Consider the following 25,121-nt stretch of genomic DNA (forward strand, 5'->3'; position numbering starts at 1 on the left):
CAGCACGAGGAGAGCCCATGGACGATCTCTACGACCCGAACAGGAACGACCCGACCAGGAACGGCCTGAACGGGCACGACCCGACCAGGAACGAGCCGGACGGTGCGGCACGGGACGGCGCCGACAACCAGGGGGACACGCCCACCGGCGCTCCCGGGGCCGTACCGCAGCCGGCCGTACCGGACTCCGTTCCGAACTCGACCCCCGAGCGCATCCCGTCCGGCGGCCCGGACGCGGATCGCATCCGGATAGGGCTGTGGGGCGCGCCGCGTTCGGGCAAGACGACCTACCTGACCGCGCTGCCCCTCGCCGCCATGCAGCACCAGCGGCACCACGACGGCGGCTGGAACATCAGCGGCATGACGGAGGAGGCCGGCGCGTTCCTCAGCCGGGGCATGGACCTGCTGACCCGGCAGCGGGCCTTCCCCGAGGCCACCATGGGCGTCCGCGAGATGGCCTGGTCCATCCAGGGTCCCAAGAGGAAGGGGAAGTTGGGGATGAGCGGCCGGCGGCCCAGCTTCGTCCTCGACATCCAGGACGCGGCCGGGGAGGTCTTCGGCAACGGCCACCCCCAACAGGCCCAGCTCGTCGGCCAGCTCGCCCGCTCCCACGGGCTGATCTACCTCTTCGACCCGCTCGGTGACGCCGAGACGGCGACCGAGAGCTTCAACTTCCTCCAGTCGACCCTGACCCAGCTCACCGCGCAGGTCCGCAACCGCCAGGGGCTCGTCGACGGCAGGCTGCCCCACTACGTGTCCGTCTGCGTCGCCAAGTTCGACCACCCGGACATCTTCCGGCCCGCCGTGGAAGCGGGCTGGGTCACCCAGGACACCGTCGGCGCGCAACTGCCCCGGGTGCCGGCGGAACAGGGCGCGAAGTTCTTCCAGTGGATGTGCGACGACTTCCGCGGAGCCAACGCACGCCTGGTACGGGACGCCCTGCACGCCTACTTCGACCGGCGCCGCATCTCGTACTACGCGACCTCCGCCGTGGGCTTCCGGCTCACCCCGCAGCACGTCTTCGACTACCGGGACTACGTCCAGCCGGTCGAGGTGGACGGGACGTCGCGTCTGCGTACCTCCCCGGAGCCGATCAACGTACTCGAACCACTGATCGACCTGGAGGAGCGCATCTACCGGGACCGGGGCCGCGAACGCGGCCTGGGCGGCCGGCTCGGGGGAAAACGACGGTGAACCAGAGCCTCGGGGAGGAACAACTGACCGTGCACTGGGCGGTGCTCGGCAAACATCCGGGGCGGACCATGGGGTACGAGGTGCTGCGCAGCAGCCTCCCCGGCAACCGGGCCGGCACCTACCTCTGGCGGGCCGCCGCCACCGGCGCGCCCGAGGGCCACGACCCCGACGGCGCCCTGCCCTGGCGAGTGTTCCTCGGTGCGTCGGACACCCACCCCGCCCCCGTCTGCGCCTGCGTGGACACGAGTTGGGACGGGACGGCCGACGGCACCGGCGCACCCAGCTACACCTGGCGCCTGACCCTGCTCGACTGGCCGGACGTCTCCCGCTCCGCCCTGACCTGGTCCGGCATCGACCGCGCACTGCCGGCGAAGCCACCGCCGCTGCCGGCCGACGACGCCCCGACCGAGGTCACCGTGGAGAACACGTCGGCCGCTGAACTCGCCGCCGTCGTCGACGACCTGGGCTTCGCATGGGCGTCCGGTGTCGCCGCGCTGCTGCTCGACAACCGGCAGGTCGCCATCACCCCGCGCCCCGGCCGGCCGCTGCCGGACGTCGCCGACCGTGTCCGGGCCCTCGACGCGATCTGCTCGCTCCTGCCGTACGCGTGCCGGTCCTGGCTCAGCGCCGCGACCTGGACCGGCCAGGCACAGCACGACCTGCGGCTGTTCTTCGCGCCGACGGCACGCGCGGGGCAGTGCGCGGCGGTGTTCGGCGGGGCCCCGCCGCCGGAGCCGCGCGGCTCGGCGGCCCGAGGCTATCTGAAAGGTCTGCGCGCGCTGCGGGCGAAGACCGGCGACACCCGGCCACTCGTGCGGCACCTGCTGGCCGCTACGGAACCGGCCACGTCCGCCCCTGGACCGGGCGGCGCCCTCAAGGCCCTGCGCGAGGCCGACCTGCTGGACTCGGTGGTCGAGGACGTCCGCTCCGGGGCGGGGGACCTGACCGAGGTGGCCCGGGTCCTCGACCGGCACCCGGCCGCCTCCCTCGACGACCGGCGGCTCACCGTCCTGACGGGCTACCTGGTCAACGGCGCACACGGCCGGAAGGCGCGCGCCGGTGCGCTCCTCGCCGAGCAGTGGTCCGATCGCCTGCGATCCCTTCTCGTCGCGGAGGTCCTGGCCGCCGGGGACCTGGCCCGGTCCTTCGAACAGGCCGAGCGATATCTGGGCCTTGTCCACAACGTGGTCGAGGCGCACCGCCCCGGAACCTTCGACGAGCTGTTCCACGCCCTGGTGGAGGCCCAGGAGCCGACCGAGGGCTGGGCGGGATCACTCATCTACATGGCGGAGGACCAGTGGGGCCGGAGCACCGAACGGGCCGACCGGATCCTCTTCCGCGAACCGGCCGTCGGCAAGACCTGGCTCAGGTACCTGCTGAAGAAGAAGCGGCGCGACCTGAAACCGCTGGAACGGCTGGTGCGCCGGGCACGGACCGAGCTGGCCGCCGACACCACCCCCGGCTGGCTGCGCTTCGCGGCCGTGCTGCTCGGCGAGCCACCGGCCGGGACCACCGCCACGGACGCCGCCGACTTCGCCGAGGCCTTCGAGGAAGGCTGGCGGACCACACTGGAGATCGCCCGGCTCCGGCGGCGGCCGGAGGTGCTCGGCCCGATGTGGCCCAGGCTGTGGCGGGTCGCCCGGACCGAACGCGGCCTCGGCGAGGCCGTGGGACGCCTGGTGCCGGTCGAGGAGCGGGCCGGGGGCGCCGTGGCGGCCGACGCGGACCTCTTCTGCGCGGCCACCCGCACCGGAACGCCGGGCATGCCCCGCCTGGAACGGCTCGCCGACGATTCGGAACTGCGGGCGTACATCGCCGCCCTGATCAACCGGCTCGGCTCGGACGGCGAACTGCGCCGCCTCGCCGTCGACGCCCTCCTGGCGGGGACGCCGGGACAGCGCGGCTGGCGGGTGATCGAGCAGCTGGGGCTCGTGCTGCCGGAGAGCTTCCTGCAGCCGGTGTGCGAGGTGCTGCACCGGCGCCTCGTCGGGCATGGACGCCCGCTCAACGACCTCGACGTACCCGCGTACCTCATGGAGCAGGTGTCGCAGCGGTACGACATGGCCTGGCTGCGGCCCGTCCACGAATTCCGCAGGGCGGTGAACGACCACGCGTCGTACGAGCGGCTGGCCCGTCTCCTGCTGGACGCGGGTGCGCCGCTGCGGCTGCCGGCGCAGCTCCTCGACACCGTAGCCGGGTGGATCGTGGCGCAGGGGCCGTACGGCCTGGAGCAGGTCACCCGGTTCATGGACGAACTCGCGGCGGACCTGCCGGGCCTGCGGCTGTACCGGGCGCTGGTGCGGGACGACCGGCACGCGGGGCTGCGTGTGCTGCTGACCGAGCACAGCCGGCAACAGATGGCCCGGCACGACAGGATCCTGACGGAGCTGCGGCACGGCCCCGACACGCCGATGGCCGCGGAGCCCGCCGCCGAGGGCGAACGCCGGGGAGTCCTGGGGAAGATGGGGCGGATCGTGCCCGGGAAACGCCGATGACGGCGCGCGCCGAACCCGCCGTCGCCGTCGACGCGGGCTCGCGCTTCCTCCGGGTGGCGCGGGTCGACGCGGACGGGACGCCACGTCTGGTCGACCTGCCGGGCGCGGTGCCCGGCGAGGGCCTGCCCACCCCGGCCGGGGTACGCGGCGACCGGGACGCCGCCCTCGGCGTGGCGTACGCCGCGTACCGCGATCACTGCGGCACCCCGGGACAGCTGGTCCTGGTCGTCCCGCACGGCGAACAGGCGCGGTCCGCACCGGACTTCGGTGGCCCGCCGTCCCGGCTCGTCGGCGCCCCGCACGCGGTGCTGGCCCTGCTGCGGCACGCGGGCGGTCCGCCCGTGACGCCGCTGCTGGTGTGCGACCTGGGCGCGGCCGGCATCGACATCGCGCGGTGCGCGCTCGTCGGCGGGACCGTGACCGTTTCCCGGGTGACCCGGCACGGGCCGCGGCCCGGCGGCTACGGTGCCGCGTTCGACAGAGCGGTGCTCGACGGGGCGGGCCTCGCCGTCGACGACCCGGACGTACTGCGCCGACTCGACCTGGCCAGGGCGGAGAGCACCCGGCGCACCGAGGTCGCGCTCGACCGGATGACGGCCCGCCCGGACCTCGCCGAGCGGACCGCGGACACCGTGGTCCATGAGGTGGCGGGCCGGGAGATCACCGCGGGTGTCGTACACCGGGCCCTCGCCCGGCTCACGGACGGCCTGGACCGGGCCCTCGCGGACGCCCGCACCGGCCCGGACCGTAAGCCCGTGGTCGCGGTGGGCGGCGCGGCCCGGTCGGGGACAGTGGTACGGCACCTCGCGGACCGTCTGGGCCCTGCGGTGCCGCTGCCGGAGGGCACCGATCCCGCGCTGGCCGCGGTCCTCGGGGCCGCGCTGGTGGCCGCGGACCGCGTCGACGCGGCCGACCGGTACCCGCACGCGGTCACCGTAGGCGTCCACCGCACCGTGCACGGACGGCCCCAGGACGGCGAACTGCTGATCAGCCCGCCCGGCACGCTGGTTCCGGGCGGAGCCACCGTCTTCGCCGAGACCGACGGGGAGCGGGTGAGGTTCGGGACCGCGACGGCCGGGGGGAGCGGTGCACGCGCGGTCCGGCTCCTGGTCCGCGGCTCCGGGGCGGAGACTGGTGTACCCGCGGCCGTCGTGACGGTCCCCGCGGTGGCCGAGGAGCGCTTCCACGTCGGGATGCGCGTCACCGCCGAAGGGGCCGCGCACCTCGTACTCCAGCCGCTCGGCCGGGGCCGGAGCGGTGCACACCCGCCCGGGGCCGGACTCCCGCCCGAGGAGTTCCCGCTGGGTGTCCTGCCGGTCGACGTGCGGCCCGGGTCGGGCCCCGGGCAGCCCTTCTCCCAGCCTCCGCCCGGGGGATGACCCCTGCCCCGCGACGCCCGGCAACCCGCCCATCCGCCCGACATCCAGGGAGCCCGTCCGTGAAGCGAACCACCCGGTCACCACGTGCCACGACCACGCTGCGGCGTGCGGCGGCCGTGGGAGCCGTCCTGCTGGCCGCCCTGGCGGCGGCCACCGTTCCGGCGACCGCCGCCGAGGGGCCGAACCGGGAAGAGATCTACCGGGAACTCGGCGTCGCCGCCCAGCCCGTGGATTATGTCATCCTGGTCGACACCTCCGGCTCGATGAAGGCCAAGGGCCGCTACGGCACGGTCCGTTCGACCCTGCGCACCTTCCTCGGCGGCCTGACCCGCACCGACCACGTCGCCCTCATCACCTTCGACGACCGCCCCGAGGCGCGCTACATCGGCTCGGCCGGTGACCCCGCGAAGATCATCGCCCGGCTGCCCAACGCCCCCGACCCGGACGGCGGCACCGACATCGGCGCCGCCCTCGACCAGGCCCTGCGGGAGCTGGAGCGGACCGACGCCGCAGGCGTCGCCTCCGTGGTCATGCTGACCGACGGCCGCCACCAGCCGCCGCGCGGGTCCGGCTACCCCAAGTCCACCGGCGCCCCCTGGAAGGCGCTGCAGAAGCGCGCCGACGCCATCGGCGCACGCACCGAACTCGCCGGGTACGCGCTGCCGCTGGCCTCCGGCGCGAGCGGCGCCGAGCTGCTCGGGGACGTCGTCGACAACACGCTCGTCCTGCGCCCGGGAAGCATCCAGGACCTGGGCTCCTACCTGCAGCGGGCCGGGGACAGCACCCGGGCCCGCTCGGCGGCGCGGCTGCTCGCCGAGGACCGGGGCAAGGGCGTCACCGCGTCCTGGAAGCAGACCGGCCCCCGCGATCTCACCACAGGCTCCGCGACCGCCGCCGTCACACTCCGGTCGGCCGCCCGGCACCTGCCGCTGACCGTGAGCGACGCACGGCTCTCGGCGGCCGGAACCCCGCTCGGCATCAGCGGTCTGCCGACACGGCTGACCCTGGGCCCCGGCGAGTCCAGAACGTACACCGTGCGCCTCGCGGGCGGGCCGGACGGAAGCGGCCTGCCCTACCGGCACACCGAGGAGGGCTCGGCCGTGCTGCGGGTGTCCGGACAGGTGTCGTCCCCGTGGCAGCGGGCCCTCGCGCCCGACGTGGACCTGAAGGTGCCCGAGGCGGTCGCGGTCGGCGGCGGCCCGCTGACCGTGCGCGCGGACATCGGCTCCGTCCTCCTGCTGCCGGGGATCCTGCTCGGCCTCGTCGCGGTCCTGGTGCTCGGCTGGCTGCGCTGGCGGAGCGTCAACCGGCCTGTTCTGTCCGGGGCGTTGATCGTCGTCCCGGTCTTCGAGGGAGGTGTTCCGGGCCGGATCGCACTGTCCGGCAGGCGGGTGGCGTTCCAGCCGCGCGAGGGCGGACGCGGCACGGTGCACGGCCGCCGCCGCCGTACCGCCGACGGGCCCGGGACGGACCTGATGATCCGGTACGTCCCGGACGGCGCGACCGGCCGGCCGGACCGGGTGATCTGCGCACCGGGCGCCCGGGCCGTGGTCGGCGGGCTGTCGTTCACGCACCGCCCGGACAGCGGCCCGGCACCCGCACCGGGCACCGCCCCGCCCCGCACCGAGGGGACACGATGACGGGGCGGCAGCCGCTGAACGTGGCGGCCACCCGCGTCGGAACCCGCACGCTCGGGCCCGGAGTGCGCTCCGTGGTGTGGGTGCAGGGCTGCCCGTTCCGCTGCGCCGGCTGCCTCGCGCCGGAGTGGATCCCCGAACGCCCCGCACGCCCGGCGCACCCCGACGACCTCGCGGCCGAACTGCTCAGGGACCCCCGGGTCACCGGACTGACCCTCTCGGGCGGTGAACCGATGGGCCAGGCCGCGGGGCTGGCCCGGCTCGTCCGGCGGGCCCGGCAGATCAGGGACGTCTCCGTGATCTGCTTCACCGGACACCGGCTGGAGCGGCTGCGCACCCGGCCCCCGTCCCCGGACGTGCCCGAACTGCTCGCCGCCGTCGACGTACTGATCGACGGCACGTACATGGCAGCCCTGAACGACGGGCGCGGTCTGCGCGGCAGCAGCAACCAGCGGGTCCACCACCTCACCCCGCGCCTCGTGGACAGCGGCTACGACTTCGAGGGCCGGGCACGGGACGTCGAGATCGCCGTCGACGGCCCGGAGGCCCTGCTCGTCGGGGTGCCTCCGCGAGACTTCCCCGCCGCCTTCGAGCGAGCGGTCGACACGGTCCGCGCCCGGACCCCGGGAGCGCACCCCCATGGCTCCGGCACAGGTCCGGACACGATTCCACAGCAGAAGGGACGGTCATGAGCGGCAGGAAGAGGATTCAGATCGACGAGTCGGAGTGGCACCGCCTGCAGCGCAAGGCGCGACAGCTCCAGGCCGTCAAACGGGACATCCCGCGTCTGGTCGCCGACGTACGCAAGCAGACCAGGGCCGATGTCGACCGGGCGTTCGCCACGGTGCAGGCCCGGCAGCGCCGCCAGGACGCGGCGATCGACCGGCTCAGCGACCGGACCCGGCAGATCGAGGCCGACACCAACCGCAAACTGCGCGACCAGGCCCAACGCCTGCACCAGGACCTGCGCGAGACGGCGGGCCGCATCGAGGAGAACACCCGGCAGCGCCTCGACGAGCAGCGCCGGGAGTCCGAACGCGCCCTCGCGGCGGAGCGCGTCGAGCGGCGGGCCGAGACCGCCCGCCTCGCCCAGGAGATCGACGCGTTCAAGGCCGACCGGGCCCGCGCCGAGGACACCGTACGCACCTGGCTCGCCGACGCCCGCACCATGGCCGACCTCATCGACGGGGAACTGCCCCACGACCGGTACGCCCCCGGCCGCCTCGACCGGCTTCGCCGGCGGATCGCCACGGCCGACGCGACCGCGGGCGAGGGCCGCTTCGACGCCGCGCTCGCCGTCGCGCAGGAGACCTTCCACGAGCTGAGCGACCTGCGGGTGGACATCGAGCAGCGGGAGTTCGAGCGCTGCCTGGCCCAGAAGGAGGCGGTCGAGGCCCTGGTGCAGGTGGAGGCCCTGGCGGAGGACAACCGGCACCGACCCGTCGTCGGCCCGGACGCCCGGCCGGTCCCGGACTGCACCCTGGACGTCGTGCACTGGTCCGAGGGCGAGTTCGACCAGGTGCTGCACGAGACCGCCGAGGCACTCTCCCGTGCCCGCGACCCGCACACCGGCGTACAGGACCTGCGGGTGCTGCGCGACGAGGAGGCACCCCGGCTCGAACGGGGCCTGGGCCAGGCCGTGGAGCGGGCCGGGATGCGCCAGCTCACCTCGCAGATGCGGGTGAACCTCGCGGATGTCGTGGCCCACACCCTCGCCGAGGTCGCCTTCTACGACCTGGTGGAGGAGGATTCCGGCTACGCCGACGACGACGAACGGGGAGCGTTCCACGCCCGGCTGCGCAACGCGGCCAACGGCAACGAGATCAGGGTCGAGATCGTCCAGGAGGACAAGGACTCGGACCAGTGCGTGATCCGCGTGGAGTCGAGCGACCACGACGTCACGGCGGAGGCCGAACTCCGCAGCCGGGCCGACGCGGTGCACCGGGCGCTGCGGGACCAGGGCGTGCCCCTGGGCCTGGATCCCTCGGAGCCGACGGTCATCCCCGGGGGTCCCGGGACCCCGGGCCCCGCGGATCCGGGCAGCCGGGCCGGCCGACGGGGGGCCGGCACATGAGCGGAATCGTGACGAAGGACAGCCACGCCCGCGGGCGTCCCCCGGGCACGGAGCGGCTCGCCCCGCAGGCCGTCCGTACCGGAGAGCCCTTCACGGTGTTCTACGGGCCGGGCGTGGGCGACGTCTTCGTCGACAGCACCGGTCAGGTCCGTTCCATGGAACAGGCACTCTGGCACATGCTGCGTTCCGAAGGGTTCGACCGGATCGTGTTCAGCACCCTGCACGACCCGGTCTATTTCCGCGACAAGGAGTCCTGGGAACGGTCCCGCCGCCCCGCCCGCCGGACATCCGGGCCGGACGGCCGGGCCGGCCCGGGTGGCATGCGCCACGCCGGTCTTCGCGGCCCGCTCGGCGGTGCCCAGCTCCTGGCCGCCGCGCCCGCCGCGGGACCGGAGCCGAGTTCCGCCTCGGGAGTGGGCGCCGCCCGCGCGTCGGGGATCGCCGACCCGTTCGGTGTGATGACGCTCACCGGGTATCTCCGCAGCACCGAACACCGTACGGCCGTGGTGTTCCCGTATGCGGACGAGTTTCTGCTGCACAACCAGGCCCCGCGCCAGCTCGCCGGCGCCCTGGCCGAATGGGCGGCCGAGGGCGTCGAGGGCAACCAGTGGATCCTGGTGTTCAACAGGTCCTCCCTGAGCCAGGTGGCCGCATTCCTGCAAGGGCTCGGACGCTGCCCGCAGCTGGAGACCTTCGTCGCCGAACGACGCGACGAGCCCGCCCGCGGCGGCACCCACCGGATCGGGCTCCCCCGAGGGCCGGAACTGGAACGGCTGGTGCACTCGGTACGGCTGCGCAAGGGGCTGCCGGTCGAGTGGCGGGACCTGGACCGGGTGGTCCGGGCGATGGCCGGTCAGCCCGAGACCGCCCGCGTCTGGCGGGAGCGCCTCGAACAACTCCTCGCTGCCGGAGACGCGTTGGACGTCGAATCGGTCCGGCCCTGGCTGGGCGGCAACGTCGCCGACGAACGCTCCCCCTGGGAGCGGCTGGCCGCGATGCCCGGTACGCGGGAGCTCGTACGCCGCTTCGAGGACCTGCGCGCGGAGCTGGCGACGAGTGAGGAACTCCGGGCCCGCGGCCGGTCGCAGGACGGCGAACCGCCTTCCCGGCACCTGGTGTTCACGGGCAACCCCGGCACGGGCAAGACCACCGTGGCCCGCCTGGTGGGGGAGATGTACCGGGACGTCGGCGTGCTGGACCGGGGCCACTGCGTGGAGGCCAAGGTCAGTGACCTGGTCGCCGGCTACATCGGACAGACCGCGCAGCGCACCGACGCGGTGGTCGACCGGGCGCTGGGCGGGGTGCTGTTCATCGACGAGGCCTACGGGCTCAGCGACCAGCGGGACGGATTCGGCGACGAGGCGATCCAGGCGCTCCTGAAACGCATGGAGGACGACCGCGGGCAACTGGTGGTCGTCGTGGCCGGCTACCCGGACAAGATGAACCAGTTCCTCGACGCCAACCCGGGGCTCCGCAGCCGCTTCCCCGAGACCAACATCGTCACCTTCCCCGACTACGACCCCGGCACCCTGCACACCACCCTCCTGAACCGGCTGGAACAAGGCGGTCTGAAGGTCGAGGAGGACACGGCGGCAACGCTGCGGCAGATCGTGGAGAGCATGCACCGCGGCCGCGACGCGCAGTTCGGCAATGTCCGGGAGATGCGGACCCTCGCCGACGCGGTCCGTTCCCGGTGGTCCGTACGCGTCGGACGGGACGTGGAACAGCCCGTCGGCGCCGACGACATCCCGGAGACCTACCGCGAGCACCTGCCCCGGCCCGCACCGGATATCCCGGAACTCCTCGCCTCCTTCGACCAGTACGTCGGCCTCGGGCCGGTCTGCGCGGAACTGGCGGGCCTGGCCCAGCGGCTGAGGATGCGCCAGGAGCGGGGCGCCGCATCCTTCGACCCGCCGCATCTGCTGTTCACGGGGCCGCCGGGCACCGGGAAGACCACCGTGGCCCGACTGGTCGGGGAGCTGTTCCGCGCGCTCGGGCTGCTGCGCAAGGGCCATGTCGTGGAGGTGACCCGCGTCGACCTCGTCGGCCAGTACATCGGGCAGACCGCACCCAGGGTCCTTGACGCGGTCGAGCGGGCGCTGGGCGGGGTGCTGTTCATCGACGAGGCGTACAGCCTGGTCCGGGACACTCGTGGGACCGGAGGCTTCGGAGCGGAGGCGGTGGACACTCTGCTCCGGGAGATGGAGCACCGGCGCGGCCAATTCGTCGTCATCGCCGCCGGATACCCCGGGGAGATGGAGGAATTGGTCGGCTTCAACGCGGGAATGCGGTCGAGGTTCACCACGAAAGTGCCGTTCCCCGAGTTCTCCCTGGATGACCTCGGGGAGATCCTGCGCCGCTCGGCCGTGGCGGGCGGCTACGTCCTCGGCCCGGGGACCGCGGAACGCGCCCGCCGATGGCTGGAGGAGACCCGAAGGGCCGACCCGCACTCGTTCGGCAACGCCCGTGAGGTGCGCCGGCTGATGGAGATCATGGAGGCTCTGAAAGCGGCGCGCTGGGACACCGGCGACAAGGGCCCGGAGTTCCTGCCCGAGGACGTACCGGACCCGGCGGAGAGCCGGCACACCGGGGAACCGCCTGGGCGTTCCGGGTGATACGGGCCCACGGCCCGGCCGTACGCCGGGCAGCCCCGTCTCAGGCCGGACTGCTGGTGATCTTCCTCCGGCCGTCGGCGTCGGGGGCGCTCCCGTCCACGAGGACACCGCGCAGGGCGCGGTCCGCCTCGGCGAGCCGCCGCTCGACGGATTCGGTGAGCACCGCCACCTCGGCCGGCGTCAACCCCGGTGCCCGCACCTCGCCGTCGACGCCCGCGGCCCCGTGCAGGGCCTGCGCCAGTTCCCGGTCGGCCCGGGCATGGCGGGTCAGGGAGGCGAACACCGCGCCGTACTCCGCCCGGACGCCCTCCAACGTCTCCTGCAAGGAGGAGAGTTCCTGTGTGCTCTCACCCATCCTGCGCCGGGTGTCCTCCAGCTCCCGCTGTGCCTCGGCCACCTGTTGCAGGGACTGCCGGGTCCGTGGGGCGAGAACCGAGAGCTGCTGCTCGGTGAGGCGCAGCAGGGAATCCGCGGCGGCGCGCAACTCCTGGTCGGCCGTGTCGGGGTCCTGGCCGCGCAGCTCCTGCAGCCGTCCGTCGATCGCCGCGCGCTGTGCCCGTACGCCGTCCAGCTCCGCCACGAGCGCTTCGAGCCGCCGCAGTTCGTCGACCTCGTGGCGCAGCTTCTCGTGCTCCGCGAGGCGTTGTCGCAGCTCGGCCTCGCGCGCCAGGAACTCGTCGAGGGCGGCGCGCTCCACCGCGATCCGCCCGGCCAGCGAGGTGAGTTCGGCCACCAGGCCCTGGATGTCCCGCCCCAGCCGCTCGCCCGCGCGGGCCGCCCGGAGCAGTGCGGGCAGCGCGTCGGCGAGGTCATGGGTGCCGGCCAGCGCGTCGTCCAACGCGTACAGGGCGGTCAGGGCGTCGGCCCCGTCGGTGTCCTCGGCGTCCCCCGCGGCGTGCGGCGTGCCGGTCCCGCCCAGTGTGTCGGCGGCCCAGCGCACGGCATGCCCCAGCACCAGGAGTGCCGTCTCCCGCTCGTCACGCCCGGAATCCGTCAGTGCGTCTGCGATCCTCGTCCTGGCGTCGCGCACGGTGCCCCTTCCCGGAGTGCTCGGCGGGTCCGTCGCTCGACGGCCCCGCGCTGTGCAGACCGTCAGCGTATCGCCGGGCGCGGGGCTTGAGGGGGGAGTCGATGACTGAGGAACTGCGCGGGCGGGCAGCCGCGGCGGTCCGTGCCGCGGGGCGGCTGATGGAGGGCGAGGGCTGGAAGGACGAGACCCGGCTGGGGCCCGCGATCGATGAACTTCTCGCTCTGGAAAGAGAGTTGATTCAGAACGAGGAGGAGTTTTCCGACGTCTTCGTGCATGTGGCCCTGCTGATCGGCACGCGCTGCCACCTACGGCGCGGCGGCGCGACGCTCGACCCCGACGAGCGGGCCGAGGCGCTGCGGCGCCTGCGCTGGGTGGACCATCATGGACCCACCGATGCCCCGCTCGCGGTGCTGTCCCGCATGCTGCTGCTCTTCCTGCTCACGCCCTGGGCCCTGCCCCGGGCCGACGGCAGCCGCACCGCCCTGCAGCACGCGCTGCTCGACGCGGCCGACGGGCGGGTCCTCACGGAGGCACTGCGCCGCGACCTCACCGAAGCCAGGGAGGTGACCGACCGGATCGCCGAGGCGCCGGGCGACGAGGAGTTCCGCAGGCGGACCGAGAGCAACCGGGAGGACATCGAGCAGATGCTCGCGGCCGGGTCCGCCCGGTCCGCCCGGTCCGCTTCCGCCGATTCCGCCGACGGGGCGGATCACGCCGCGGCGGCCCGCGACGGCGCCGACGCGGCTCCCTCGGCGCAGAGCCGACTCCTGGATGCTGTACGGGGACTGGTGGACCTGGCCGGCTCGTGCAGCACGGCGCGGTTCACCCGTGTACTCGTGTGGCTGACCGCCGAGTTCTCCTCCGGTCCGGGCGGCGACTCCACGTCCGACGACCCGACCCTCGACCCGGAGGCCGCGCGGCTGGTGCGAGGGGCGCGCGACGGCCGCGCGGCAGGCGCCGACGGCGTACGCCGGGCCGCCGACCTCGTATTGAGGAGGCTGCGCGCGTTGCCGCCGGACACGCCGCAGCGGGCCCGGGTGGCCAGGCTCCACGCCTACCTGCTGCTCGAATGGGAGATGTTGACCGACGAGGCGGCCGACTTCTCCGAAGTGGAGCGGCCCACGCCCGAGCCGGACGGCGACAGCGCGGACCGCCTGGCCGACTGGCCGATCAGTACGACCGTGGACCCCGGCGTCCTCCCGTATCTCGACAGCCACGTACGGGACTTCGTCGCCCACACCGGCATCCGCGAACGGCAGTCGGCGGCTCACCTGGACCGGCTCCTCGCCTACCGCACCGGCGACCCCGGCTATCTGGACGACGCCGCCGCGCTGCTCGGGGAGGCGATCGACGCGAGCCCCGCCGGCTCCTGGTGGGGCGTTTCCCTGCAGGCGGAGCTGGTCGGCATCCTGGAGCAGGCCGCCGTGTACGGAGGCAGTTTCCACGACGCCGACGTCGCGCTGGTCACCCTGCGCGAACTGCGCGCCGCCCTGGAGCGTGACGGCTCGGTGCCGCCCGACGCGCCGTTCGTCCTCGACCTCGCGCTCTCCGCCGCCGCTGCCGAGCTGAGCCACGCCCAGCGCACCGGGGACCACGCGGAACTGCCCCGCCTGGGCGCGGAACTGCGCGGCCGGTACGCGGCCCTGCCACCGGACAGCGACCGGCGCGAGAAGCTGGAAGAACGGATCACCGAGCTGGACGCCCTCCTGCCGCCCGCCCGGCAGGAGAGCCGGACACCCGAGGGGGCCCTCGAACCCGCGCGGCCCGAGGCGGCCGAACCGGAGATCCTGCATCGCGCGGTCTCCGAGCTCCGCCATGCCCTCGACGATCCCCAGCTCTACCACGACCAGGAGTACGACCGGCGAGGCGCTCTCGGCCTGCGGATGCTGTTCGACGTGGTGCGCGGTGAAGGGCCCGGGGAACTGCTGGACGAAGCCATCACCGAGTTGACCCGTGTCCGTGTGCTGATCACCGAGGGGCGCGGCCGGGCACACCGTGTGGACGTCCTGACGAAGCTGGCCGAGGCCCACCTCATGCGCGCCGCGCGCGGCGGCCCGCACCGCGCCGCCGACCAGCGGGACTGCACCGAGGTCTTCCGCGAGGCGCTGGGTGAACTGGCCGCCGACGTCCTGCTCCAGTCCGGCGCCGACCACGGCCTGTCCGCGGCGCTCAACGGGGCCATGCTGTCGCGGCGCCTCGCGTTCATCGCCTTCCGCGTCAACCGGCCGGTGGACGCAGTGGCCGACCTGGAGCGGGGCCGTGCCCTGGTGCTCCAGTCGGCCGCCGCCACCCGGGGCATCCCGGCACTGCTCGATGCCGCGGGCCACCCCGGAGTCGCCCGGCAGTGGCGGACCCAGGTCTTCGCGCACCCGGTCCGCCCCACCGCGGTGACGGCCCACGGTGCCCGAGAGCCGCAGGCCCCCGACGACACCCCACCGATCCCCAGCGGTCTGCGGCGCAAGGCGCTCAAGGCGCTCGGAGCAGGCCGGGGAGCCACCGAAAGTCCGGGCACCCGGCCGCTCCTCGGCGCCACCGGCCCGGCCGAACTGTCCGCGGGCCTCGCCGCCACGGACACCGACGCGTTGGTGTACCTGGTGGCCGGAGTGCCGATGGCCGGCGGCGGGTTCCCCGGCCGTGCGCTGATCCTCCGCCCCGGCGCGGCCCCGGTCGCGGTCGCGCTGCCGGAGCTGCTCCAGTCGGGCAGCCCACCACTGGACCGCTATCTGGAGGCGGCGGCGGAACGCTCCCGGGTGCTCACCGACCCGCAGCAGGGACCGGCGGCGCTCGCCGCGTGCGAAGGGCGCTGGCAGAAGGCGCTGGGCACGCTGTGCGACTGGGCCTGGCGGGCCGTGATGGGACCGGTGCTCGGCGCCGTACGGCCATTGCTCGCGGCCCAGTGGCCTCTGGCCCGGCCGCCACGGATCGTCCTCGTACCGTGCGGCCCGCTCGGTGTCGTCCCCTGGCACGCCGCGCGCATCCGGGGCCTCGGCGAGCACGGCCACCGGTACGCCTGCCAAGAGGCGGTTCTCAGTTACGCCCCTTCCGGCGCCCAGTTCCTGGCGGCTGCCGGCCGGCGGCGGATGACCCCCGCCACCGGACCGCAGGTGCTCGTCGCCGACCCGGAACTCACCCTGCCGTGGGCCGAGCTGGAGACGGCAGCACTGCGCTCCGCCTGCTACGCCGGAGCACTGCGCTACGGCGAGTTCTTCACCGCCGACGGAGAACGGGATGCCGCGGGCACACCGGAGGACCTGCTCGCCGTGCTGCCCGGAGGCACGACCCCGGCCTCCCTGGTGCACCTGTCCTGCCACGCCGTCGCCGCACCCCGGCCCACCGACTCGGAACTGCGGCTCGCCGTCCCGCCCGGTGCCGGAGCCGACGCGGGCAGGCTCACCGTCGCCGACATCCTCGACGCCTCCGCCGACCGGGGGCCCGGCGCCGCAGGCCCCCTGATCGTCCTCAGCGCCTGCGAGACCGACCTGAGCGCGGGCCATCACGACGAGGCACTGACCCTCGCCACCGCATTGGTCACGGGCGGGGCCGCCGATGTCGTGGGCTCACGCTGGGCGGTGCGCGACGGCCCGACCTCGGTGATGATGGCGGTCTTCCACCACCACCTCACTGCCCGGGGCCTGGCCCCGCCCGACGCCCTGCGCGCCGCCCAGCTCTGGATGCTCGACCCGCACCGCGTACCCCCGCCCACCCTCGACGGTCCCCTCCGCGCCGAGGCCGCCCGGCCGGATCTGCACCGGTTGTACCACTGGGCGGCGTTCACGCACCAGGGCAATCCCACGGCGGGCGGCGGGTAGCACTCCGGTCGGGGCAGGAGTACGGCGAGGACACCGTGCCGGGTCGGCCCCGACGGAGTCGACGGCCCACCCCCTCGAAGCCGGGGGCGCCGTGCTCGCGTCCGGGTCCGGGACGTACGATCGCCGGGCGAGCGGGCCTGGGAGGGCACAGTGGGACATTTCGAAGGCTTCGACGTGGCCGGGTTCTGGGACGACTCGGCATACGCGCTGCGGGAGTACGTGGAGGGGGCCCCGCCCACACCGGAACTGATCGCGTCGGTGGAGGAGGAGCTCGGCGGATACCGGCTGCCCGACTCGTACATCGCGCTGATGGCCGCGCACAACGGCGGCATTCCGGACCGGGACCACTTCCCCATGACCGAGCCGACCTCCTGGGCCGACGACCACATCGCGATCACCGGCATCAGGGGCGTGGGACGGACACGTCCGCAGTCGCTCGGCGGCGAGTACGGCAGCCGGTTCTGGATCGACATGTGGGAGTACCCCGACATCGGTGTCTACTTCGCCGACACACCCTCGGCCGGTCACGACATGCTCGCCCTCGACTACCGCGCCTGCGGCAGGCACGGTGAACCGACCGTGGTCCACGTCGACCAGGAGGACGACTTCGCGATCACCCCGGTGGCGGAGAACTTCGAGGCCTTCATCACGGGTCTGGTCGACGAGTCCGTCTACGACACCTCAGAGCAGGACCGGATCGACGCGCTGGCCACCGTCCGCGACGGCAGCTTCTCCCCGGTGCTGTCCCGTGCCTTTCGCGAGGTCGCCGATGTCCTGCCCGACGCGGACCGGCGCCTGCGCAGGCTCGCGGAGGCCATCGTGCACGACAAGGGGTTCTTCGCCCTGCATGCCGATGAGCGCTCCACGCTGATGTACGACTGCCTGTTCTGGCTGTTCACCAGTTTCAACCGGGTCGACTCCCTCGACCGGTACATGAAGCCGCCCGCGGGACACGAGCGTTCCTACGCGCTGCCGGACTACGAGCTCATGATCGTCTTCGGACTCGTGGCCGATCCCTACGACTTCAGCACCGGCGGATACGCCCCCGGCTTCGTCGAGGACTGGTGGGACTCCCGTGTCGCCTCGGGGCGTATCGCCGAGACCGCCGACGGCTACCGGATGACCGACGCGGCCGTCACCGCCCTGCTCGACGGACTCGCCGCAGCGACCGACGACCGGTAGCCGCGCGCGTCGGGCGGCGACCCCGGCCCGTGGCGGCCGCCTGCGACGCGGACCGGGCGGGTGGTGAGCAGGGACGGCGGCGGCGGTGCGGCCGGCCCCGGATTCGCATCCTCCGGTCGCAGACGGTGCTCGATCACAGCCTGGTGGCCAGCCAGATGGTCACGGCCGCGGTGGCGGTGAGCCCGACGTTGAGTGCGATCCGGCGGTCTCCGCCGGTCAGGTGCATGGCGATCGCACCGGTCTGCAGGAGGACGAAGCCGGTGGCCGCGGCCGGCGCCAGCGAGGGCGCGATGCCGGTCAGGGGCGGCAGGACCAGGCCGGTCGCTCCGAGTATTTCGACCGCCCCCAGCGCCCTGAGTGCGGGCAAGGACACGCGGTCGACCCACGCCATCATCGGGCGGAGCCGATCGCGGCTGCGGATCACCTTCAGCGTGCCTGCGTAGAAGTAGAAGAGGGCGAGCAGCCCGGCGACGATCCAGTAGATGATGTCCATCGTTCCCGTTCTTGGACCACCGGTTCGCGGGGCCCGTCGATTGCGTCGATTGCCGGGGAAGGCCCTGGAGAAGGCCCGGTCCGTCGTCCGGGGGGCCGGACGGGAAAGGCGCCGGCGGCCACGGCCCGGCCGGCCGGAAGAGGGGGGCTGGGCCGTTCCGTCCCGTCGGCTTCAGGCGGGGCCGGCGGCGGGCTCGGTCGCGTAGCGGCTCATCGCGTCGATGTTGGCCTGTCGCGTCAGCGGCCGGCCGTCGGCGAACGCCTCCTGGAGGTCGCGGAAGTACTGCACGTACAGGTCGGGGGTGAATGTGCTGAGCATGACTGCGGGCTCGTCGGCCGGGTTGGCGAAGGTGTGCGGGGTGCCTGGCGGAACCATCACGAACGTGCCTGCGGCGGCGTCGTAGTCCTCGTCCCCGACGGTGAACCGCACGGTGCCGGAGAGGATGTAGAAGCCCTCGTCGTGTTGGGCGTGGCGGTGTTGCGGCGGTCCCTGGGTGCGCGGGGCGAGGACGGACTCGGCGATCGCGAGGCGATGTCCGGTGTGGCTGCCGTCCTCCAGAACGCGCATGCGCGTGGTGCCCAGGACGATCGTCTCACCGTCGTCGGGACGCACCACCGACACGGCGGGGCCGGCCTGCGGCTCGATGGTCTTCGCTTCTTCTTCGGTCATGCTCACAAGTGCACCGCCCGGAGCCCGCCGGTGTCCAAGACCTGTCTCGCGGCGCCGATACCTCGTGGGTATCGTTGCAGCGTGGAGCTACGGACCTTGCGCTACTTCGTGGCGGTCGCCGAGGAACTCCACTTCGGCCGGGCCGCCACCCGACTGCACATGAGCCAGCCGCCGTTGAGCCGGGCGATCAAGCAGTTGGAGGCCGACGTCGGGGCCCTGCTCCTCGCCCGCTCGCCCACCGGCGTCACGCTCACGCCGGTGGGCGCGGTGCTGCTCGACGAGGCGCGGGCTCTGCTCGACCATGCCGACCGCGTCCGCGTACGCGTCGGCGAGGCGGCCGGCGCCGCGACCATCACCGTCGGCATCCTGGGCGACGGCACCGACCCGGGAGTGTCCGGGCTGGCCGCCGCCTACCGCCGGAACCACCCCGGCATCGACATCCGCATCCGTGACACCGACCTGACCGACCCGACGTGCGGGCTGCGCGCCGGACTGGTCGACATCGCCCTCACCCGGGCGCCGTTCGACGAGACCGCCCTGACGGTGCGTCCGCTGCGAACCGATCCGGTGGGGGCGGTTCTGCGCGCCGACGATCCACTGGCCCGCCATGACCGGCTGCGGCTGGCCGAGCTGAGCGACCGCCGCTGGTTCCAGTTTCCGCAGGGCACCGACCCCGTCTGGCAGTCGTACTGGAACGGCGGTACGCCGCGCGAGGGGCCAGTGGTGCGCACCGTTCAGGAATGCCAGCAGGCCGTGTTGTGGAACAGCACGGTCGGACTGGCCCCGTTCGGACACGACCTGCCCGTGGAGCTGGCCGTGGTGCCGCTGATCGACATGGCACCGAGCCGAGTGGTGGCGGCGTGGAACGAAGGTGACACCAACCCGTTGATCCGGTCCTTCGTCGAGATCGCGACAGCCACGTACCGCCACTGAGCACCGGCGACCGGTGCCGCCGCATCGGCCCGACGCCGTCCCCCGCGAGCCGGTGGAACTCAGGGGCATGCCCCAGGCGAACGCGATATGCTGATGCAGATAGTGCAAGCCATTTGCAAAATGAGGAGGGTCATGGCTACGCGGGCGACCGATGCCGGGACGAACCAGAGCGTCGAACGAGCGGTCTCAGTACTGCGCGCACTCGACGCCGGCCGCGCCGAACTACGCGTCTCCGACGTCGCCGAACTCACCGGACTGGGGTCTTCCACCACCTCTCGGCTCCTGTCCACCCTCGAACGGCTCGACATGGTCGAACGCGACCCGGTCAGCAATCTCTACCGCCTCAGCCTCGGGATTCTCCCGCTCGCCGCCACCGCGACCAACCGCCATCCCGTCCACCGCGCGGCCCGCATGGTCCTCCAGGACCTCGCGACCCGCACCGGGCTGGGGGCCAATGTCGCCGTCCGCCGGGACTCCGAGCTGATGTTCCTGTGCAATTTCGAGGGACACCGCGCCCCGAAGTCCTATACGCAGGCCGGGCACACGGCTCCGCTGCACGCCACCAGCATCGGCAAGTGCCTGCTCACCGGCCTCACGCCCAAAGAGCGCCGCAAGCTGCTTCCCGAGCCGCTCGCGGCACACACCGACTACACGACCACCAGCCACGACGTCCTCGACGCCGAGATCGACACGGTCCGCCGCACCGGCTACGCGATCGAGGCCGAGGAACGCGCCCTGGGCCGTGCTTCCCTCGCCGCGCCCGTCCGTGACGCCTCGGGCGACGTCGTCGCCGCCATCTCGCTGTGGGGCCCGGCCTCCCTCCTCGGCAACCACACCGAAACCAACGGGCAGCGGCTCGCCCTCACCCGTGAGGTCATCGAAGCCGCCGACGCCATCAGCCAGGCACTCGGCGTGCTCTGAACCACATGGCGAAGGGGCCCGGTGAAGGTCGGCCAACCTCCACCGGGCCCCTTCGCCGTGCCGTTACGCTCCGTACGCCTTGAACGCGATCACGTGCGCGTGCCGCGCGCCGTGCGTCGCATCCACCACGAGCCGCAGTGCGTCGGTGCGCAGGGGCCCGCCGTCCGCACCGTTCAGCGGGTGCACGCGGTGGCGGCGGCGGTTGCCCTGCACCGTCAGCAGCGTGCTCCAGGTGCCGTCGGGCTCGCGGCTCTGGATGCGGTAGTCGCGGACCAGTTCCGGCATGACCTCGAACGGGGTGCGGTGGCGGTGCAGGTTGTTGAGGTACTCGTCGACGTCGTCGTCGAACACCACCCGTGTCTCGGTGAGCTGCCGCTCCTCGTCCCAGTCCAGGCTCAGCCACTGCTCGGCCCGGTCCGGGTCGGGCAGCAGCTCGGACGACCACATCTGCGGGCCTCCGTAGGCGCGCTGGAATCCGCCGACGGCCCGCTCGGGCAGGAACGCACCGGTGTCCGGGGCGGCGCGGAAGCCGAAGGTCCGACGGCGCAGGCCGCGGGCCTGCCAATCCAGGACCAGCTGGCCGTCCTCCTCCGGAATGTCGTGGTCGACGGCCGCGTCCCCCTCGGCCCTGCTGCGCAGCGCGAGGACGCCGTCGGTGCGCTCGGGGACGAGGACCAGCGCGGCACCCGGGCAGGCGCGCACGATCAGGACGACGTTCTCCGGGGCGTCCGGGCGGTGGTCCAGGCGGGCCGTGACCCAGTGGGGGCCGTCGGCCGGCACGGTGACCGCGGTGGTGAGCAGGTGGTCGACCGGGACCGCGTTCTCGGGGCGGCCGGTGCTCCACAGCTCCACGGTGAGTTCGCCCGTCGGCTCGCCCGGGACGCCGTGGACGAGCAGGTCGACCGTGTCCAGCGCGGGGTCCACGGGCAGCAGCAGCGCGAGGTCGCGGTCGAGCGGGTACGGCTCGCCGGGTGCGGTCCGGGTGGGCTCGGCGGCCAGGCGGCTCAGGTGTGAGGAGGCGCTGACGCGGGCCGTGCGCGCCAGGTTCTCCGGGTCGTCGTCGTGCAGGCCGATGACCGAGGCGTCCTGCCGCAGCAGGGTGCGGCGTACCAGATCCGGGCGTTTCGCGGCGAGTTCGCGCGGGGTGAGGCCCTCGGCGACGCAGAGCGCGGCGGCCGTGCCCGCGGCCTCGCCGAGCGTGGCGCAGGTGGCCATGACGCGGGTGGCGCCGAAGGCGATGTGGGTGGCGGAGATGTTGCGCCCGGCGAACAGGAGGTTCGTGACGTTCGCCGAGTACAGGGAGCGCAGCGGGATGTGGAAGATGCCGTCCGCGTAGCGCTGGCGGGCGCCGGGTTCGTCGGCGTACATGCCCTGCACCGGGTGGAGGTCCACGGACCAGCCGCCGAAGGCGACGCGGTCGGCGAACTGCCGCTGTTCGAGGATGTCCTGCTGGGTCAGCATGTGGTCGCCGAGGAAGCGGCGGTACTCGCGCTTGCCGGGGAGGCTGCCGACCCATTCCAGGGTCAGGTTCTCGGCGTCCGGGAACTCGCCGGAGTTCTTGATGTGGTCCCAGATGCCCATGATCACGGACTGGAGCTCGTCGCGGATGCGTTCGTTGTCGTGAACGGTGTCGAGCTCGCCGCCCCACTCGATCCACCAGTAGTCGCAGCCGTTGTCCCCGGTGCGCAGGACGCGGTTGCGCAGGATGGGCGTGGTGGTGAGGTCGCGGGCGCTGGCGGGCGGTACGAACTTCACCGGCCGGCCCGTGTCCTTGGTGTGGAACAGGATGGTCGACCCGAGCAGCGCCTCGTCCTCCGCCTCGGGTGCCCAGGGCTCGCCGAACTCCGCGCGTGCCTCGCGGCCGATGCGGTAGCGGGCGCCGGCGAGGTGGCCGAGCAGGCCGTCGCCGGTGCAGTCGAGGAACTGTCGCGCGTGGAAGGTGATGCGCCGCTCGGACCCCATCATCCAGCCGGTGCAGGAGTGCACCTCGCGCGCGTCGTCCGGGCCGCTCGCTTCGGCCTCGCGTACGTCGGTGTTGAGGTACAGGTCGATGTTCGGCTCGGCCCGGACGGCGTCGAGGACCACCTGGTCCCAGTAGTACGGGTTGCCCTCGGGATTGCGGAACTGGTTCTCGGTGTACAGCTCGCCCATGATGCCGGTCTCCCGGGCCCAGCGGTGCACACCGTGGGCGGTGGCGCCGCAGACCCAGACCCGGACCTCGCTGCTGGCATTGCCGCCCAGGACAGGCCGGTTGTTGACCAGTGCGACGCGCCGGCCGAGCCGCGCCGCGGCGATGGCCGCACAGGTCCCCGCCAGGCCACCGCCGATGACGGCGATGTCGTAATGGGCCTCTTCTTCCCGCACGGTGCGGCCTCCTTGATGTGAAGCTCGGACTCTCTCCGCCGCAGCGGAGCGACCTTGAACGTACATCACATCCATATTGTGCAACCACTGTTCAGTCAGTGGGATGTGTTGTAAGTTTCCAGCGCAGCCGACGACACCGTCGCCGCGGGCCGACGGCCCAGCTCATGGAAAAGTGCGGCGACTTCGCCGGTCCCGCACAGAATCGGCGATTCACTCACCAATAGGGTTGACGCCGTCGCACGATATGGAGAACGATCCCGCATGCTGCAACTTGCGTTCAATGGAGCATGCAATGGCATTCACACAGGGCCTCGGGCGAAACAGGGGACGGGGCGAACCACCACTCGCGCCCGGCCGCGTCGCATCCGGCTGCCGGTGCACGGCCTTCCGTGCCACGCCCTGCAACACCGCTCCCGCCCCGTTTGAGAGGACACACCCATGAGTACGGCCGCACCTCCCCAGAAGGCCGCTCCACGCCGTGGGCGGACCGGTGGGCGACTCTCCAACGGCGCGTTCGCACTGCTGCTGACCGCCCCGGGGATCGCGCTGTTCGCGACGATCATCGTCTACCCGCTGGTCTCGGCACTGGTCACCGGCTTCTTCAAGCAGGATCTGCGGCTGCCGGGCCGGGAGTTCGTCGGCCTGGAGAACTTCGCCTACTGGCTGGACGGCGACTTCCTCACGATCCTCAAGCAGACGCTGGTCTTCACCGTCGGCGCGACGATCGTGCCCTTCGTGATCGGCTTCGCGCTCGCGCTCGCGCTGAACTCGGGCTTGAAGGGCAGTGGCTTCCTGCGCGGCCTGTTCCTGTTCCCGTGGGTGATCCCCGGCGTGGTGGTCTCCTTCCTGTGGATGTGGATCTTCAACGCGAACTACGGCGTGCTGAACGGCATCCTCATGAAGGCGGGGATCATCGAGGAGTCCATCTCCTGGCTCGGCCAGCCCGGCACCGCCATGCTCGCCGTCATCATCACCAAGACCTGGGCGAGCTTCCCCTGGATGATGGTGATGCTGCTGGCCGGTCTGCAGACCGTGCCCAAGGAACTGCACGAGGCGGCCTCCATGGACGGGGCGGGCTCGATCCGGCGCTTCTTCGCGGTGACCTGGCCGCAGGTCCGCGGTGTCGCCTCGATCGTGCTGCTCCTGGAGTTCATCTGGAACTTCCAGCACTTCGACACCATCTACGTGCTCACCGGGGGCGGCCCGGCCGGTTCCACCGAGACCTTCGCGACCGCCGTGTACCAGACCGCCTTCAAGGGCTTCGACATCGGCCGGGCGACCGCGCTGGGCGGACTGTGGATGCTGCTCCTGCTCATCCTCGTCGCCGTATACCTCAGGATCACCGAGCGGAAGGGCGACGCCCGATGACCACCACGACCTCCACCCCGCTGGCCGGCACCGAGCGGCTGAGGCCGCACACCACGTCCGCCGGGCGCACCTCGCGGCGCCGGATACGCAAGGACCTGCTGCGCTCGCGGATCGCGGCCTGGACCGCGGTCCTGGTGATCGGCGCCTTCGGCATGCTGCCGATCTACTGGCTGCTGGCCACCGCCCTGAGCAGCCCCGAGCAGACCTTCCAGTTCCCTCCGAAGCTCATACCCACCGAGATCACCTTCAGCAACTTCACGGCCCTCGCCGAGAACGACCAGCTGATCAAGTACCTGGTCAACTCCCTGATCGTGGCCTCGATCACCGCCGTGCTGAGCGTGGTCGTCGCCACGTACATGGGCTACTCGTTCTCCAAGTTCCGCTACCGCGGACGCCGGTCGCTGATGCACCTGGTGCTGGCCTCCCAGATGTTCCCCCAGGCGGTCCTGCTGGTGACGCTGTACGCCGTCTTCTCCAGCTTCGGCCTGCTGAACACGTACACCGCCCTGGTGCTGTCCTTCACCACGTTCACGATGCCGCTGTGCGTCTGGATGCTGAAGGGCATCTTCGACACCATTCCGGACGCCCTGCTGGAGGCCGCGTCCATCGACGGCGCGTCCCGGTGGCGGACGCTGCACTCCATCGTGGCGCCGCTGGCCGCGCCCGGCATGATCGCCGCCGGTCTGTTCGCCTTCGTCCGCGGCTGGAACGACTTCATCTTCGCGGTGACGCTGGCCGACAAGGAGAAGCAGACCCTGCCGCCCGGCCTCGTCTCCACCTACATCGGTGAGTTCCAGACCGCCTGGCCCGAGCTGATGGCGGCCTCGCTCGTCGTCTCCGTCCCCGTGGTCATCGCCTTCATGTTCCTGCAGCGCTACCTCGTCGGCGGCATGACCGCCGGTTCGGTCAAGAGCTGAGCCCGCGGGATTCTCCCGCACCCCCCACACCCTTCCCTTCCG

17 protein-coding genes are annotated in these 25,121 nt (G+C 72.8%); 13 read left to right on the forward strand and 4 right to left on the reverse strand.

Going from position 1 to position 25,121, the window contains the following annotated elements; all coding sequences use genetic code 11:
• The first annotated feature begins 17 nt into the window (after positions 1–17).
• Genes ABZ622_RS21740 through ABZ622_RS21770 form a run of 7 tightly spaced genes read left to right on the forward strand, consistent with a single transcriptional unit; the run spans position 18 to position 11,393 of the window.
• Positions 18–1,193 (forward strand): hypothetical protein, encoded by a 1,176-nt coding sequence (locus tag ABZ622_RS21740; RefSeq protein ID WP_360545504.1) that lies wholly within the window; start codon positions 18–20, stop codon positions 1,191–1,193.
• Positions 1,190–3,688 carry a hypothetical protein gene (locus tag ABZ622_RS21745; RefSeq protein WP_360545506.1) on the forward strand — a complete coding sequence of 833 codons (2,499 nt, stop codon included), beginning with the start codon at positions 1,190–1,192 and terminating at the stop codon, positions 3,686–3,688. Before ABZ622_RS21740 ends, ABZ622_RS21745 begins: the two co-directional genes overlap by 4 nt.
• Positions 3,685–5,067: a sugar kinase gene (locus ABZ622_RS21750; RefSeq protein WP_360545508.1), complete on the forward strand. Its 1,383-nt coding sequence runs from the start codon at positions 3,685–3,687 to the stop codon at positions 5,065–5,067. The genes ABZ622_RS21745 and ABZ622_RS21750 overlap by 4 nt, the downstream gene beginning before the upstream one ends.
• Positions 5,064–6,707, forward strand: coding sequence for a VWA domain-containing protein (locus ABZ622_RS21755; protein WP_360545510.1), 1,644 nt, complete (start codon positions 5,064–5,066; stop codon positions 6,705–6,707). The genes ABZ622_RS21750 and ABZ622_RS21755 overlap by 4 nt, the downstream gene beginning before the upstream one ends.
• The gene (locus tag ABZ622_RS21760) at positions 6,704–7,396 is read left to right on the forward strand and encodes a 4Fe-4S single cluster domain-containing protein (protein WP_360545512.1); all 693 of its coding nucleotides are present in this window, start codon (positions 6,704–6,706) and stop codon (positions 7,394–7,396) included. Before ABZ622_RS21755 ends, ABZ622_RS21760 begins: the two co-directional genes overlap by 4 nt.
• On the forward strand, positions 7,393–8,778 hold the full coding sequence (locus ABZ622_RS21765; protein WP_360545514.1) for a hypothetical protein: 1,386 nt from the start codon (positions 7,393–7,395) through the stop codon (positions 8,776–8,778). Before ABZ622_RS21760 ends, ABZ622_RS21765 begins: the two co-directional genes overlap by 4 nt.
• On the forward strand, positions 8,775–11,393 hold the full coding sequence (locus ABZ622_RS21770) for an AAA family ATPase (protein WP_360545516.1): 2,619 nt from the start codon (positions 8,775–8,777) through the stop codon (positions 11,391–11,393). Before ABZ622_RS21765 ends, ABZ622_RS21770 begins: the two co-directional genes overlap by 4 nt.
• Before the next feature lie 40 nt (positions 11,394–11,433).
• Here the strand turns inward: ABZ622_RS21770 and ABZ622_RS21775 are convergent, their stop codons facing one another.
• Positions 11,434–12,423, reverse strand: coding sequence for a hypothetical protein (locus ABZ622_RS21775; RefSeq protein ID WP_360545518.1), 990 nt, complete (start codon positions 12,421–12,423; stop codon positions 11,434–11,436).
• A 101-nt stretch (positions 12,424–12,524) separates the two neighbouring features.
• Between ABZ622_RS21775 and ABZ622_RS21780 the strand changes: the two genes are divergently transcribed.
• Positions 12,525–16,232 (forward strand): CHAT domain-containing protein, encoded by a 3,708-nt coding sequence (locus ABZ622_RS21780; RefSeq protein ID WP_360545520.1) that lies wholly within the window; start codon positions 12,525–12,527, stop codon positions 16,230–16,232.
• A gap of 150 nt (positions 16,233–16,382) precedes the next feature.
• Positions 16,383–17,414 (forward strand): SMI1/KNR4 family protein, encoded by a 1,032-nt coding sequence (locus tag ABZ622_RS21785; protein WP_360545522.1) that lies wholly within the window; start codon positions 16,383–16,385, stop codon positions 17,412–17,414.
• 133 nt (positions 17,415–17,547) lie between these two features.
• Here the strand turns inward: ABZ622_RS21785 and ABZ622_RS21790 are convergent, their stop codons facing one another.
• Both ABZ622_RS21790 and ABZ622_RS21795 read right to left on the reverse strand, forming a co-directional pair.
• A complete protein-coding gene (locus ABZ622_RS21790; RefSeq protein WP_360545524.1) occupies positions 17,548–17,907 on the reverse strand; it encodes a DoxX family protein in 360 nt (119 codons plus the stop codon).
• A gap of 171 nt (positions 17,908–18,078) precedes the next feature.
• On the reverse strand, positions 18,079–18,576 hold the full coding sequence (locus ABZ622_RS21795; RefSeq protein WP_360545526.1) for a cupin domain-containing protein: 498 nt from the start codon (positions 18,574–18,576) through the stop codon (positions 18,079–18,081).
• 81 nt (positions 18,577–18,657) lie between these two features.
• Here ABZ622_RS21795 and ABZ622_RS21800 point away from each other — a divergent pair, with 81 nt between their 5' ends.
• Positions 18,658–19,509 carry a LysR substrate-binding domain-containing protein gene (locus ABZ622_RS21800; protein ID WP_360545528.1) on the forward strand — a complete coding sequence of 284 codons (852 nt, stop codon included), beginning with the start codon at positions 18,658–18,660 and terminating at the stop codon, positions 19,507–19,509.
• Positions 19,510–19,641: 132 nt separating this feature from the next.
• A complete protein-coding gene (locus tag ABZ622_RS21805) occupies positions 19,642–20,430 on the forward strand; it encodes an IclR family transcriptional regulator (RefSeq protein WP_360545530.1) in 789 nt (262 codons plus the stop codon).
• A 63-nt stretch (positions 20,431–20,493) separates the two neighbouring features.
• On the opposite strand, the gene ABZ622_RS21810 is transcribed toward ABZ622_RS21805, so the two are convergent.
• Entirely contained in the window at positions 20,494–22,794 is a 2,301-nt protein-coding gene (locus ABZ622_RS21810; RefSeq protein WP_360545532.1) for an FAD-dependent oxidoreductase, read from the reverse strand.
• A gap of 438 nt (positions 22,795–23,232) precedes the next feature.
• Here ABZ622_RS21810 and ABZ622_RS21815 point away from each other — a divergent pair, with 438 nt between their 5' ends.
• Positions 23,233–24,162: a sugar ABC transporter permease gene (locus ABZ622_RS21815; protein ID WP_360545534.1), complete on the forward strand. Its 930-nt coding sequence runs from the start codon at positions 23,233–23,235 to the stop codon at positions 24,160–24,162.
• Entirely contained in the window at positions 24,159–25,079 is a 921-nt protein-coding gene (locus ABZ622_RS21820) for a carbohydrate ABC transporter permease (RefSeq protein ID WP_360545536.1), read from the forward strand. The genes ABZ622_RS21815 and ABZ622_RS21820 overlap by 4 nt, the downstream gene beginning before the upstream one ends.
• Positions 25,080–25,121 lie beyond the last annotated feature (42 nt).

It is taken from the genome of Streptomyces sp. NPDC007164, from assembly GCF_040634135.1.
In the GTDB taxonomy this organism is placed as follows: Bacteria; Actinomycetota; Actinomycetes; order Streptomycetales; family Streptomycetaceae; genus Streptomyces; species Streptomyces sanglieri.